Origin of the sequence: Acinetobacter sp. Res13-Abat-PEC15-P4-01, from assembly GCF_015676285.1 — a bacterium.
Lineage (GTDB): Bacteria > Pseudomonadota > Gammaproteobacteria > Pseudomonadales > Moraxellaceae > Acinetobacter > Acinetobacter nematophilus.
In genome coordinates this window covers 1-13,933 of the sequence record NZ_JADAIN010000036.1, presented here as the reverse complement: position 1 = coordinate 13,933, position 13,933 = coordinate 1, and the positions used below count along the sequence as shown (strand labels likewise).

The following is a 13,933-nucleotide window of genomic DNA, read 5'->3' as shown; positions in this document are numbered from 1 at the left end:
TTTTAGAATCTTAATAATACATACAAAGCAACACCAAAGTATAAAGATATGATTAGTAAAAATAAATAGAGGTTTAATATATTAAAATTTAAATCTTGTATAAAGTTAACAAAGAGAATGAATTACCTGATAGCTAATTTAATTTTAACCATAAAAACGATAACCTTGAGTTAACTTAAAAAAAGATATGAAAATTCATGATTAATATTTTTATATAAAATATATTTTAGGAGTTTTATACTTTTTTACCACATACATTTATACACTTAAGCTTAATCAACTCAAGAAGAGTATTAACATTTATATAAAAAACGCCTAATCTAGTAGACGTTTTTTAAATTTTTTACATAATAAAAATATTTAATTACTTTTTATACAAAATTATGGCGCCGCAGCAATAGTACAAGATGCACCTTTTGTTAAATCACAAGTGATTTTACCACCAGTACCTTCTTTTGCTGTTGTTTCAATCGCAGCTAAAGTTGTAGCATCTACAATCTTATCACCACCAGTTACAGCATTACAATTCTTAGATGTTGTATCATCAAATTTTGGTTGAGTTCCTGAACGATTAGGATCTACAGCCCAAGTATATAAAATATTTGCATACCCCTTAACCTCTGACATACATGCGCCATCACGAGATTTTTTGGTATAGTTTTGATACGCAGGAATCGCAATCGCAGCAAGAATACCGATAATTGCTACAACGATCATTAATTCGATACATTCCATAAGTCATTTTATATGGATACATATTAAGTTATTGAATTACCTTGTTTTACTTCATTCTTCATTTTGTCCATATGGACAGGCTTTTTGATAGACAAAATTTTGATTTTTGTCCATATCAGAAAATAACTTTTGTTGAGTGCGATAGGATTAATTTTATAAAAGCAGACTGGTCGGGAGATATTTTAAAATTTTGATAAGTTAAAAATGGAATTAAAAAATCCAGACTCATTTATAAGCCAACTTTTGTATTTCTTCTTTATGTTGACGAATCACACGTTTTGCATGGTGCAAAGCAATACGTCGAATTGCTGCATCATCACCAGATTGCATAGACAAAACTTTTACAGCTGGACGAGGTATTCGTTCGTTTACTTTGAAGTCTTTTAGCCGTTTCATTCTATCACTCCCCCATGTATGAAGCGTTCCGCATAGAACAGCACTTTTCAATTTTAGATTGCTTTCATCCCCACACGAGTAATCATGATTAAACTAATATAGTTGTCTACTTGTTTAGCTGCTAATAATTTAGCGTTTATAGCGACAAACCATTTACAACATGGCCTCTCGTAAAACCAACAAAACTGACACTATTTGTCAATTAGTTACATAAAATTACCTTGAGATTTTTCACTTATCAGAATCCATTAAACAATCTATTGATTTCACTTAGAATTATTGGGTACTATGCTTTGGCACACTTTGTGCAAACTATAAATTAGCTTACAAAGCTTATAAATAAATTAACAAAACATTTGTGGAGAATGTTATGAAATCAAATCAACAGGGCTTCACCCTGATCGAGCTGATGATTGTTGTCGCTATTATCGGTATTTTGGCTGCAATTGCGATTCCTGCTTATCAAAACTATACTAAGCGCTCAATTGATCAATCATGTTTAGCAACTGTTAAAAACTTTACCAACCAATTTATCTTGCATGAAAATGATCCAGATGGTGTAACAGCTATGCCAGCTATTGCTAACTTTAACATTACAGGTAAATGCGTAATTGCTACTCAACCAGCGAAAGGCGATGCAACTATTGAAGCAGCTATTACGGGTGGTCAAAAGACTAAAGCTGTTTGTACAGTTGCATCAGGTAAATGCGAGCTACAATAAGTTGTAGTTTTACTCAAAAAAACGCATCTTAAGAGATGCGTTTTTTATTTTAACTCAAAATTTTCCAACAATAGCGAGTTACACTTTTCCAGCAGTTTTTCGTAATCATCCTTAAGCTGTTCATAATCACTTTTTACAGCTTTGGTCTTAGTTTTAGCCTGCTCAATCCATTGTGTAGGCGAAAGAACATTTTACCCAACTTGCTGTGTAGCTTGCTCAATTGCCTCTATAAGCGCAGCATGATGGCTCTTCTTAATCGAATCCCGTTTACGCCTTGCTTCCAGTGCTACATTTATGGCAGAGTTTTTATTACGATAAATAGCTTATTAATTTCAAAGGACAGCCCGTAAAATTTAACTTCATCATTCATAATGAAAATGATTTCAGGGCATTGCTATCACAATATAACTCATCGAAATTGACTCGAAGTCTCTTGTTGCTTGATGCCTATCTAACCCCAAACCAAAACGAATTAATTACCACCACTTTAGATATAGAGCATATTTTTCCTAAAAAATGGCAAGATACAAACTATAATAGCTGGTCTAGAGCCGATACAGATGAGTTTCTTGAAAAGTTAGGGAATAAGGTTATTTGTGAAAAGAAACTAAATATTCAAGCTGGGAATGGTTATTTTGGTATCAAAAAGGCGCGATATGCCCAGTAAAAAATTCAAACTGTTCTTGATTTAAGTACCCTCACTCAAAATGACTGGATAAAAAATGATATTGAGCAACGAGAGATCGCCATACAAAATCGTTTAATTTCAGTCTTTAAATAACATTTATCAATAAAGAATTAAAATCAAATAGCCACTAAATTACAAAATTTAGTGGCTGTTTCAATTATAGAGTTCGAGCACTTTGTCTTAACTCAAAATTCTCCATCAACAACGAATTACACTTTTCCAGCAATTTTTCATAATCTTCCTGAAGTTGCTCATAGTTGGTCTTTGCTGCTTTGGTACGGTTTTTCGCCTGCTCAATCTGTTGTGCAGGCGAAAGAACATTTTGCCCCGCAGCCTGCGCAGCTTGCTCAATTACATTAATCAATGCAGCGTGACGGCTCTTCTTAATCGAACCTCGTTTACGTCCAGCTTCCATTGCAACCGTATCGTTATTAATGGCAGAGCCTTTGGGTAGAACCTCTGGTTTGTTGGCTTTTAATCGCTCTAAAGCAGCGTAATAATCATTAAGTGCACTCATATTTTACACCTCAATATTAATCGTTTTAATTTTTTGAATCATTTTGTTTAAAGCCAAAATCTCACTGTCCATTTGCGCGTATAGCAGACTGTTCTGTACTTGCATATCTCGCTGCCGTTGTAGCCGCTGAACCGCTTTTTGCATTTTTTCAGCACTCTCAGCATCAAACACAGCATGGGCACAACTCAAACAACTGGTAATCGCAGTAAATGAAATTTTTTCGCAAGAATCAGGGTTGGTACATGCGCCAAACAAGCTAGGCTTATAGGCAATTTCACCCTTTTTCATACGCTTAATGGTTTCATCACGGTTTGGAAATACTGTGAGTAATTGCTCGCGGTCTTTTTGTAGCTGCAAATAGGTTCCTGCCCCACCAAGTAAACGGCTAGCACTATTAATTACACCATCTTCAAACTGAGCATAAGAATGCACCAAGCGCTGATATTCCAGTTCTTGAATAAACTCTTTTTGACTGTCACTCACTAAAATATTTGGTGCAAATACCGCATTATTACGGTAATACAACGTCATAGACTCTGTTAGATGCTTAAATTGGACTGACAAAGCGCCAAGTCCGATCATGCCTGAACGAGCGCCATAAACTGCAAGCGAACGTCTAAATTGATGCGTGCAAATATTCCAGTATTGACCAATTTGACAGTCTTTTTCTTCACGCCAGTTGCGGAAACCATCAAAAGCTTCAAGCTCGGCGATATCACTTTCTGTGATTTTCACCCCCTCTCCAAGCAATACAGAAATACGGCTTAAATACTGATTAAAATTAGACTGTGTTCGAGTCGGAGCACCCTCAAAATTAGAGATAAAATCCGTTTCATGCTCAATATTGCGGTTATTTTTATTTCGATGCTTTTGCGAATATAGCGTTGGAAATAATGGGTATTCAGCAGAATTAGACATATCATAATGTGGGTTGAACAGGGCGTATATTTCACCAATACTTTGTGCTGCATGAACGCCTACTTGAATATCTTCAAACGTGATCCAATACGTAGACTTGTTGCCACCCCCGTGTAATTTTGATGTATAGCCCATAATGACATGCACAAGATGCTCATTACTTTGAATAGTTTGATAGCAATCAGATGACAGCTGATTCACTTCATTATCACGCATCCCTGTAAAGAGATGAATCCACAACTTGGCCATGCCTTGAATCAACGTCATATAACGGGTGAGGTTGGCATGTTTTTGAATCTGATTATTTTCATACAGTGCCGTTAAACCGAGCAAATCTCGAGCATCAGCAAAACTTACCGCATTTTTTTTACGCTTAAATTCTGTCGGCATCAAAGCAAAATTTGCATCCTGCTGCTTGCGCTGAAACCATTTCAGAAGTGCTGATGCGTTTTGATTAAATTCATTCAATTTATCTGCTAAAGCATTAATTAAGGCTATATAAAGCCGTGAAGGAACAACTTTGGTTTGTGGGCCTACTTTGCCTGACTGCAACCTGAGTTGAGCAGCCAACTTTGCTAAATGCTCTATTGGCTTATATGTACTAAACGCAGGAATGAGCAATGGGTATTGCTGTTGTAAGGCAAAACAATCCGTTATAAATGCTTTAATGTGAATGGCTTTTTGATAGCTTACCCCAACATAAGCATCATTTACTTTTGATATATAAGAAACATCGCTAAATAACTGCTGCAATGTACAGCCATTTTTATATGCAATTGCTGCAAACTGGCGTAAAACCGTATGCCGCTGTTCGATACTTTTAATAATCGACTTACCAGATTTTATATAAAGCAAAGCAAAACTGATTTTTTTCATTTCTGCCCGAATTTGACAGTAAAGAAAGTCATTTTCTCGGGCATTTTCAAGCCAACTATCAAAATTCAGGCGACAATCACACTTCGGTAAATATGGAGAAAGATCCCAGATATTGTCTGAATAAACTGACAATATCTCACCACTCTTCATTCGCGATAATACAAAAGTACTTGGAACAGTCAGCTGATTATTCAGTAGATTGTACTCATCAGGTAAGAACTGCTCAGCAATACCCAATGAATATAGATATGAATTAAATGAACTCATGATATCCACCCCAAATCAATTAGCAATTCAAAATGATTGAGCCAATAGGCATCTAAATCACCGCTTTCTACTTCTTCTTGAATTGAAAAAATATGATCACGTAAATTTTCATAAGTATCTGATAACTCCTTGAGTACTTCGTCAATTCGATGTAGCACAACCCCAAACTGCTGTTCCCACTTGATTAAGTCCGTGGCTTTTTGCTTAACGTAGCCGAGCAGGCTTTTCAGTGATAAAAGCTTACGCATATCTTCGTCATCAGCGTGGACTGCATAGTGTTGGCAGAATAAGCAATGCTCAAATTGCTGACAATTGGGTGTAGGGGCTCGTTCAGTAAACCCAATAGCTTTTTCAGGCTGTGGATGGATAGAGGCACATGCACCGACAGGTGAGGCTTGAGCATCAATAGTTTCATCTAGCATTTGCACAGGAATACGCTCAACGGTTCGAGTTTGTGACACTGCAACTTCTCGCAGTTCATAAAAGAATTGTGAAATCTGTTGGCTTGCATCTTTAAATGAAGTTCGACTGTAGTTTTTCTTCGCAGTATCGAGTGAGTGTCCCATTTTTTCGACTTCAAGCAATAAATCGCCATCGCTTAGTTCGACATACTGACTACTGACGTGCTTACGCCACTGTTGTGGAGTAATCCAAACCATTTGAGGGAAAATGCGTTGTAAAAAGCTTTTGAGTAATTGCAACTTACCATTCCCAATCGGCACAAGTCTTTGAATTTCATTACGTTGTGGAAAGACAAAAATACAGGTTTCATCTTGGATATACCATGCTCGAAGTTCTAAAATTTGTCTAAAAACAGGTTCAAATTTCACCCCAAACTCAGGCTGAACTTCTTTCCCACCAGCACGGCTTTTTGTGCCCGAAAATCTCCGTCCCTGAGTTGAGGGCAAGATTTCCATCGTATCCAGCTGTAACTGCTGAGCTGTGTCTAAATTAGCCCCCGTTTGTGCAATAAAGAGTAACATACCGATGACTAGACCATATGAAGCAAGTCGCTCTCGCTCCATATGTCGTTTGTCTTTATTACGTTCCTCAAGGTTGCGAATAGCTTGATTACGATTTTCACGTAAACGTTTTCGATGTTCACTATCCTCAGCAAGCCCGAAATCCACCAGCATTTTTGAAAAATCGGGAATAGCTGAATATTTAGATAAATAGCTGTGCATATCAAACTGAATATGTTGTTTTTCAGTTTGATGATGAAAACCTGAGTAAAAATAGAACTCTTCCTGATCCACGGACTGAAAATGTGCTGGAAAATCTGCGCCTTGCATCACAATACGATAAATTTCAAGAAAGACATTCAACAAAGTTGCATACGTCTTCTGATGATCTTCCTGTGCAATCGGTAAAACAGGAACATCATAATGCTGTGCTTGTACTTGCATCGCTTGACTAGAAATATCAATTTCATGACAATCAAATACATATGCAATCAGTTTTGCAACATAACGCTGATACTGCTTTGCGGTATGCGCAGCCAAGTTATCTTCATCAGTGTCCGCAAGCAAAGTCCGATCAACCAGAGATTTACTATAGCGACGATAGGCATCGATCATGCTGTCCTTATCGGATAAATCAAAAATTTTCTTTTGTTGATCAATCCAATCCAAAAACATCTTGATGATGGAATAGAACAACCCTTTTGATAGGTCCGATCCATCCATTTGCAGTATATAATCTGTAAAATATTTTAAAAAATAGCGTCTTTTTTCATCAAAAGAAGCGACAAGCTCATTGTCTGATATATCGGAAGAACATGCTCTTTTAGCAAAAAAGAATGTACCAATATCTAAAGTTCTAAAAGAAAATGAGGCCGTTTTATCTTTGAGCACGAGTATTAAACGCTCATGCTCAGTAATCTGTTTATGAATATCAGTGATATGTACAAACAATGGAGTACGAATAAAATTCATGACAAATCTCCTGCTAAATCCACAGAGGACTTGACGTATTTCATCAAGCTAGACTCATACTCATGCTGAATTTTACTGCGCCATTGCAACCGTGATTTATAGTTCAAATATTGCAAAGTCGTACTAATATTACGATGACCCATCCGAGCTTGCACATATTCAACTGCTGTCATAGCTGAATGCCCTTCAGGTAAATGCTGTAACTGGCTTTCCAGTAGATTCATACCAAAACTGGCACGTAAATCATGAAATTTAAAGCTTGGAAATTGCGGATCAATCAGGCGAATTTCGGGTAACAACACGACTTTTAAGTAACTACGAACGGCTTCACCTTCATACAGTTTAAGCCTCATCCCAAATGAGTCAGAGCTTTTGATCTTTTCGGTCAACTCTTGCTGCTCTACTTTACTTGTATAAAATGGTGTCCCTAATTTTGTGAGAAACACATAGTTTTCATCCGATTCGCCATAGTTTGACTTCTGTCTACGCTGACTCGCTTGCTCACTATTGATATAAATTTTAAGATCTTGCGCTAACCAATTGGGGATCAATAAGGTCATTGGCTTTTGAAATTTGCTATCAATGCCTGTCCCTGCTCCAACAGGCAGACGAATAAAGCCATGACTATCAAGCTCACAACCAATTAAGCTTTTTATTCGTAAAGTACAAATCGTTTGTAAACGAGCACCTGTAAACAATGCAAGATAAAACATCAACTGATATTCACGTGATGACTTCCGCAATGCTTTTAATATAACTGCTTGATCTTCAACAGTAAGTGGACTTAACTCACCACCATCCACAATTGCTTCAGAATTTGGCGCTTTGGCTGGAACATGAATTGCAAGATCATGTGACTTAATTGCCATTTTTCGACGTGCACCAAACTCATTATCCACCGCAATGTATTTGTAGACGTCTTTAAACGGTATACCGTAGCGCTGATGATCAACTAAGTCTTCTGTAACGAGAAATCGGTAAAAGTTCACCACTGCATTAATTCGATTACTTGCAGAGCGAGCTGAAATTAGACCTGCATTTGCCTGCTCAATCAAACGAGTACGATATTTAAAAATCGCATTTGACTGTTTTAGTTTGTGAAACTTCAAACAGTCCAGTTGCTCATCTTCTAAAAAACGCTGAAAATCAACAAGCTGATTGGCAATAGATGCAAATGTTTTAAAATCATACTGTATTGTTTGCTCAAGTTTTTTCAGCAAATACAGATTAAAAACGTCAGAAGGGCTACCATCTCCCTGAACAATTACAGGGAATTCAAGGTAAGCATCACCATGTTTTTCAAACGCTGCATCATTTAAACAACGGGTTGCATTAACCAACGCCAATAACTGAAATTTTTTGATGCTCACAACTTTGGCTTTCGATTGGTAGCGTGACTGACCATTTTTAAGTTTAGTGCTCATTTTGAGCCTCCTGTTTATTAAAAAACAGGCAAAAAGTGACCTTGATATAGGATTGACAAAAATAGCCCTATCTATCAAAATCGAAGTGTCTGGACGCCAATCAAGACATTCATAAAAGCTCATGTTCCCGCATGGGCTTTTATACTTTTTGCCGAATGAAAATAATTGCTCTACGGAATAAGTAGTGAAATTATTTGGTTAAGCATTTAGCTGCTGCTTGAATAATTTCAGATAGAAGCTCTTTCTTAGGTCCAGATGGATCACCAATGATTCCTGCAATATTTTCGCTATCCAGTATCCAAGAATTTTTTGAAATAAATGATACTTATGGTTTTCCAAGACGGCTATTAAATGTAAATGACATATTGTAGGTATGGTGATTTCCACCATACCTTGTGCAAAACACTGTTTTAGTTTGACGAATTGCCTTTTCCAATCCAAGCCCATACCTTCAACAATAGTTTGCATGAGGGTGTAGGGTTGCCCTTTATGCTCAACAACATATAATTCAGCATTATGGAAAGGTACTGCGATTTGGGTTAGACTTCTCATGGTTTCGATTCCTTTGGTTAGGGTTGAATGTGGGCAGATTGGTTACTTTGGCGAGTGCAATCTGCTTTTTTGTTGTCTGGACTTTCTAAAAGACCTTCATGCTGAAGGATCAATTTTAAATAGTGGTTGAATTGACCGCGATATGTGCGGTTTTCGCGTTTTGCAGCAGCCTTGACAATATCTGCTAATTCGTCATCATAAGAACATGTGTACATGATAACTCCTTTCATAACTTCAAGATAGCAATTGATAATTTATGATAGGTTTTGATAGCTGTCAAGGATTTTTTTATGGTTGCTGATTTCTCTGAGCGTTTAAGGTTTTTTCGATCACAGCGAGGGCTATCTCAACAAGAATTGGCTAATGCAGTTGGTATTTCAAGAAAACAAATTTCTGATTATGAAGTTGGTACCGCAAAACCACGTCAAGCTACATATATGAAAATCTTAAAAGCGCTTGATATAAGTGATCAGATTTTCAGTAAAAGTGATCTTTGTTCTCTTGATATAAATGATTTAGATGGCGATCAGGTTATATCTTTTAGCAATAATGATGGAGATAAAATTATGCTCTCTAAATCATTTTGCACTAAAAATCATTTAAATGAAGTAGATATACTAAGCGTTTTTAAGATTAAGGGGGATGCAATGCAGGAAACCCTTTTTAATGATGATTTAGTTTTAGTTGATACGTCAGATAAATACTTTATATCGGGATTAATTTATTTAATATATTTCTATGGTGAAAGAATGGTTGTTCGTTTACACCGTAGTGCTAATGGGTTGATTGAAATAACTAAAGACAATTCAGCTTATCCTGACAACACGGTGAACGAGTCAGAAATAATAGTTTTAGGTAAAGTAGTATACAGGCAAGGGTTGATCTAAATAATAGTTATCAAGTATGAGGGCAAGAGTATTGCCTAATACATTCAGACTGTTTGAAATGATCCTGAGTTGTATCTAAAACATCCTATTGAGCTTTAAAAAAAGAGATGACATTTTACTAGGTGTCATCCCTTTCTTCATCCCCATTAGTATATTCAAATAGATCTTGCATATTACAATCAAAATATTTACACAAAGTATCAGCAACCGAAAGTTCAATTCGTATTGCCCGGTCATAGTAAAGACTCGTTAGCGTATTGCGATTAATACTGGTCGCCTGAGCTACCTCACTTAACTTTAAAATTTTTCGTTCACCCATTAAAGCTGACAATCTACATCTAATCATAGCAACCTTCAAATCAGAATAATAACCTACAGTAAGTTAATTTAACTTGATAAATAATTTTTAAAATGATAATTTAACCTATAGAAGGTTATTTTGTTTCATAGTGAGACAATTTAATCTTTCTAAATATCATTATATAATTTCTATGCGAGTTCAGCTATGAATAACTATTTTTCTCCAAAATTCTCTGTTTCAGAAGAAGTCCGCTCAACTGCTGTTGCTCTAATCAAAGAGTTTAATATTGACCGTACATTTGATTTAGCCTTATTTCTGAATGTTAATCCTAACTTAAATGACCAAGATGCAACTTTAGCTTGGGTTAATTACTTTTCAAAAACTCAAAATGACCTCAACGACTTCAATCATGTTAGACGTCATTTCATGAAAAACTTTCCTAAAATTATGTTTGCAAACTTCAGTGAATAAAATAATCAAAGGGAGATATCAAATATCTCCCTTAAATTTTTATAGTAATGCTCTTATGGTAATCTGAACAAGAAATAAAGCTTAATTTAATTGGGTATAGAAATATGGAATCATTTATAAAAGCAGGCCATATTGAGCCTTCAGTCATTATTTTTGACGTATTTGGCACACTTGTGAAGATAGGGGAAAGACGCTCCCCATATAGAAAATTAATAAAATGGCTTAAGGAAAATGGGCGACAGCCAAAACCTGATGATGCCAAATTCATTATGTCTCAAAATTTAAGTTTTACTGAACTTGTAAAATTACTAGGAATAAATATTCCAGACCAATTATTACAAGAACTTGAGCATGATTTAAACGATGAATTACAATCCATTGTTCTATATGAAGATACGCTCTCAACTTTAGAAGAATTAAAAGAATTGGGATTCAGATTGGCATTATGCTCAAATTTAGCCATGCCATATGGAAAAGTTGTTTCTTCATTATTACCTAACATCGATACTTATGCTTGGAGTTATGAAGTTGGTGCAATTAAACCAGAGTCACAAATTTATCAATATTTAATAGATCAATTAGAATGTCGTGCCAAAGATGTTTTGTTTATCGGAGATACACCTTTAGCTGATTATAGTGGTCCAAATGAATTTGGTATGTCAGCACGTTTAATTGATCGTAAGAATGGTCAAAAGCTAGCAGATGTTTTAAACGACATACTTTAATAACTCATGGACGCCACCTAATAGTGAATACTCACAGCTCCTCATTTTTCCATTTTTTAAATTCTGCAATTCGTTCATCAAGCTCCAGAACCCATGCTGGTTTTATATGTGGCACATTTGGACGCTCAACACCTTGATGGTCAAAAAACTTATATACCATTGCCGCCAACTTGATAAACGCCTGTTCAAACGTATTTGCCCAAACATCTAAACGATAATCATGATAATGCTCTGGGTATAATTTACCACCATCTTCTACTTTATTGAGATGTGAGCCAGTTTCTAAATAAATCACTAATTGTCCATTATCTTCATCATTATATGCACCGTGATAAACATTTTGGCAATGCCCCCCTGTATTCCAGTGCCATGATGGTACATCACCAATAACCGTCCAAAAAGCTGGCTGTGTATCAATAAAATGATAAGCAGTTAAAAAGTCTGTTGGATTTGCGAGATATGCTTGCTCATTTTCAAAGGCAGTCTGTAAAGCAGATTGTAAATGCTCAAATTTTTTTTATCGGTGTAGGAAAAAAACTACTAGGAAGATGCTCAGAGGTTTTAAAAAATAGGCAACCACTCTCTTTATCCTCACCAAAATATTGATAACCCTCTGGTAGAATCTGTGAATCTTTAGGTTTGACATGATGGATCTGGTGTTGTACGTCTTTTAAGCTTTCGTGAATTGCTTCCATACGATCAGGGTAAGTGACCACAAGTTTCGTATCCCACAGTGATAAAATTGCTGGTTCTGTTATTTTGGGTAACTGTTCTAATAACCAGTCTGGTAATTGTTTTAATTCAGTCTGTTGCATTTTTAGTTATCCTATTTTTTAACAATTTCAACATGTTACATACGTTACACAACATAATTTGTGCAAGTTGAGTATAAGTTAGTCCATAGGAGTATATTGTCACACAATGGCTTCGACAAGCGTCCGACTAAGCTCACGCCGAAGTCTCAGCCAACAGTTTCCTGAGCTTATTGAAGGAAAAATATTCCCCGTTTATTTTATACGACTCACTTACCTTTCCATTGAGCCATTATAGATTTTTCATCTTGGTTTAGATGTTCAAAAAGCTTGAGTTTCCTTTCTTTAGTTTTTCTATATAAGCCTCACATTGAGCAGCTAAACCAAGATGATATTTTAAAGCGCTTTCCACTCTTGCTGTCACATACTCAATACTTTGAATTTCACGCTGCTGAGCAAAGACTTGAATCGCAGGATGTAACTGTTTTGAGCAACTTGCATCATTGCTAAAGTATTTTAACGTCTTGGTTTTGGCAAAATAAATTGCAGCAAACAATCGCCCATCTTTAAAAACAATCGCTGATGAAGCATCTAAACTGCTTCCAGACCGACCTTCATAATACAGAGCCTCATCTATCTTTAGTAAATAGGGCGCTGAGTAATTATCGAAATTAGATTGAAATTTTAGATAATCATGCTTTAACAATGTTTGAAGTTCTGTTTGGATTTTTGGATTCAAAGCAATTTGAGGAATTGATGAAATATCTGAATATTGAATTAAGTCTAACGCTTGTGCATGAATCAATGTAGGAAGAAACAAAAGAAGAGCAAAGGAATATTTCTGCTTCATAGCGGGAACGGGTCTGTCGATTATTCGATGATGTCCATATTGACTTACTTATGGATTGTTCATTTTATGTGGACACTTATGGAGTATCGATAAGAGTAAAACCCTTTTGAACTGATTTCATAACATTTCTCCAATGTTTTTAAAAATTTATTAGCCTTTTTTCGAGCAATTTATGTGGCTGTTTTTTGTGGAAAAAATCAACAACCAACTTACACACTTCGATTTTAGAGAGTATGTAACAGTTTACAAGCTTTTTTTTACATCTGATTTTTTTAAGTAATTAAACGTAAAAAAGTGACATTTACTGTCACTCTTGTTTAAAAGTTTTTCGGTTTTTATTTGACATTAATTCAGAATAATCGGCTGATTTGCCAATTCATTCATATTATCAGGTTTTTGTTGTTTGTAAAACAAATTCAATACTTTGCCTATTTCACTCACACCATGTTCTACCGCCAAACGATATTGTTTATCTTTTAACTGCACAATCATTTCATCACAAATCTGTTGCCACGTTTGCGGTGTTGTTGCCTGATGGATGCCACGATCTACCACAATTTCTACCGCTTTTTCACACAAGTTTAGATACAGCAAAACACCACTATTATATTCGGTGTCCCAAACTCCCAATTCTGCAAAGAGCTGTTGTGCTCTTAAACGCGTATTTTGGCGATAAGCCTGATGACTCGGAATATGTCCTTCGATCACCACCTGTATTTCGCCCACATGCCCTTCTTCAGCGAATGTGACCGCTTGGGCAATCGCATGTTGATCCTGCTTGGAAAAATAGCGTTTTGATGCTGGCATATAAAGACAATGTTTGAGCCAACGCTTAAAACTCGGCTGTACTTGTTCCTGTAATTTCGGTTCAGTCAAAATTTCCGTTGTTTCAGTTTTTGTTACCATGAGCCTGATGCGC

General features: G+C 36.0%; 17 protein-coding genes and 2 pseudogenes. 5 read left to right on the top strand and 14 right to left on the bottom strand.

The features are described from left to right. Positions 1-381: 381 nt before the first annotated feature. Both IMO47_RS19895 and IMO47_RS12815 read right to left on the bottom strand, forming a co-directional pair. Complete coding sequence (locus IMO47_RS19895; RefSeq protein ID WP_196077778.1) at positions 382-735, bottom strand: prepilin-type cleavage/methylation domain-containing protein; 354 nt, start codon at positions 733-735, stop codon at positions 382-384. Positions 736-960: 225 nt separating this feature from the next. Further along, positions 961-1,131: a hypothetical protein gene (locus IMO47_RS12815; protein WP_180183541.1), complete on the bottom strand. Its 171-nt coding sequence runs from the start codon at positions 1,129-1,131 to the stop codon at positions 961-963. A gap of 370 nt (positions 1,132-1,501) precedes the next feature. On the opposite strand from IMO47_RS12815, the gene IMO47_RS19890 reads away from it, so the two are divergent. Further along, a complete protein-coding gene (locus IMO47_RS19890) occupies positions 1,502-1,852 on the top strand; it encodes a prepilin-type N-terminal cleavage/methylation domain-containing protein (protein WP_196077194.1) in 351 nt (116 codons plus the stop codon). A 44-nt stretch (positions 1,853-1,896) separates the two neighbouring features. Here the strand turns inward: IMO47_RS19890 and IMO47_RS19695 are convergent. Beyond that, positions 1,897-2,172: pseudogene (locus IMO47_RS19695) on the bottom strand (hypothetical protein). A gap of 71 nt (positions 2,173-2,243) precedes the next feature. Here IMO47_RS19695 and IMO47_RS12805 point away from each other — a divergent pair. Further along, a complete protein-coding gene (locus IMO47_RS12805) occupies positions 2,244-2,519 on the top strand; it encodes a DUF1524 domain-containing protein (protein ID WP_196077193.1) in 276 nt (91 codons plus the stop codon). Between the two features lie 178 nt (positions 2,520-2,697). Here IMO47_RS12805 and IMO47_RS12800 read toward each other — a convergent pair whose 3' ends face one another. The 6 genes and pseudogenes from IMO47_RS12800 to IMO47_RS12775 all read right to left on the bottom strand — a co-directional run bounded on the left by IMO47_RS12800 (position 2,698) and on the right by IMO47_RS12775 (position 9,243). Then, a complete protein-coding gene (locus tag IMO47_RS12800) occupies positions 2,698-3,057 on the bottom strand; it encodes a hypothetical protein (RefSeq protein WP_196077192.1) in 360 nt (119 codons plus the stop codon). A gap of 3 nt (positions 3,058-3,060) precedes the next feature. Then, complete coding sequence (locus tag IMO47_RS12795; RefSeq protein ID WP_196077191.1) at positions 3,061-5,118, bottom strand: hypothetical protein; 2,058 nt, start codon at positions 5,116-5,118, stop codon at positions 3,061-3,063. Beyond that, a complete protein-coding gene (locus IMO47_RS12790; protein WP_196077190.1) occupies positions 5,115-7,052 on the bottom strand; it encodes a hypothetical protein in 1,938 nt (645 codons plus the stop codon). Before IMO47_RS12790 ends, IMO47_RS12795 begins: the two co-directional genes overlap by 4 nt. Then, positions 7,049-8,476, bottom strand: a complete 1,428-nt coding sequence (locus IMO47_RS12785; RefSeq protein WP_196077189.1) for a site-specific integrase — start codon at positions 8,474-8,476, stop codon at positions 7,049-7,051. Before IMO47_RS12785 ends, IMO47_RS12790 begins: the two co-directional genes overlap by 4 nt. A 372-nt stretch (positions 8,477-8,848) precedes the next feature. After that, positions 8,849-9,028: pseudogene (locus tag IMO47_RS19690) on the bottom strand (phage antirepressor N-terminal domain-containing protein); the annotation flags it as partial. 17 nt (positions 9,029-9,045) lie between these two features. Next, positions 9,046-9,243 carry a hypothetical protein gene (locus IMO47_RS12775; RefSeq protein WP_004994331.1) on the bottom strand — a complete coding sequence of 66 codons (198 nt, stop codon included), beginning with the start codon at positions 9,241-9,243 and terminating at the stop codon, positions 9,046-9,048. A 75-nt stretch (positions 9,244-9,318) separates the two neighbouring features. Between IMO47_RS12775 and IMO47_RS12770 the strand changes: the two genes are divergently transcribed. Next, complete coding sequence (locus tag IMO47_RS12770; RefSeq protein ID WP_004994334.1) at positions 9,319-9,915, top strand: LexA family transcriptional regulator; 597 nt, start codon at positions 9,319-9,321, stop codon at positions 9,913-9,915. A 118-nt stretch (positions 9,916-10,033) separates the two neighbouring features. Here IMO47_RS12770 and IMO47_RS12765 read toward each other — a convergent pair whose 3' ends face one another. Beyond that, positions 10,034-10,261 carry a helix-turn-helix transcriptional regulator gene (locus tag IMO47_RS12765; RefSeq protein WP_004994336.1) on the bottom strand — a complete coding sequence of 76 codons (228 nt, stop codon included), beginning with the start codon at positions 10,259-10,261 and terminating at the stop codon, positions 10,034-10,036. 159 nt (positions 10,262-10,420) lie between these two features. Between IMO47_RS12765 and IMO47_RS12760 the strand changes: the two genes are divergently transcribed. After that, positions 10,421-10,687: a hypothetical protein gene (locus IMO47_RS12760; RefSeq protein WP_004994337.1), complete on the top strand. Its 267-nt coding sequence runs from the start codon at positions 10,421-10,423 to the stop codon at positions 10,685-10,687. Between the two features lie 104 nt (positions 10,688-10,791). Beyond that, the gene (locus tag IMO47_RS12755) at positions 10,792-11,412 is read left to right on the top strand and encodes an HAD family hydrolase (RefSeq protein ID WP_004994339.1); all 621 of its coding nucleotides are present in this window, start codon (positions 10,792-10,794) and stop codon (positions 11,410-11,412) included. A 31-nt stretch (positions 11,413-11,443) separates the two neighbouring features. Here IMO47_RS12755 and IMO47_RS19685 read toward each other — a convergent pair whose 3' ends face one another. From IMO47_RS19685 to IMO47_RS12740, 4 genes are all read right to left on the bottom strand, one after another. Then, complete coding sequence (locus tag IMO47_RS19685; RefSeq protein WP_227552263.1) at positions 11,444-11,707, bottom strand: hypothetical protein; 264 nt, start codon at positions 11,705-11,707, stop codon at positions 11,444-11,446. A 211-nt stretch (positions 11,708-11,918) separates the two neighbouring features. Continuing rightward, the gene (locus IMO47_RS19680; protein ID WP_227552262.1) at positions 11,919-12,227 is read right to left on the bottom strand and encodes a hypothetical protein; all 309 of its coding nucleotides are present in this window, start codon (positions 12,225-12,227) and stop codon (positions 11,919-11,921) included. Between the two features lie 250 nt (positions 12,228-12,477). Next, on the bottom strand, positions 12,478-13,014 hold the full coding sequence (locus tag IMO47_RS12745) for a hypothetical protein (RefSeq protein WP_196077188.1): 537 nt from the start codon (positions 13,012-13,014) through the stop codon (positions 12,478-12,480). Between the two features lie 345 nt (positions 13,015-13,359). Further along, positions 13,360-13,920, bottom strand: a complete 561-nt coding sequence (locus IMO47_RS12740; RefSeq protein WP_196077187.1) for a TPM domain-containing protein — start codon at positions 13,918-13,920, stop codon at positions 13,360-13,362. Positions 13,921-13,933: the final 13 nt, after the last annotated feature.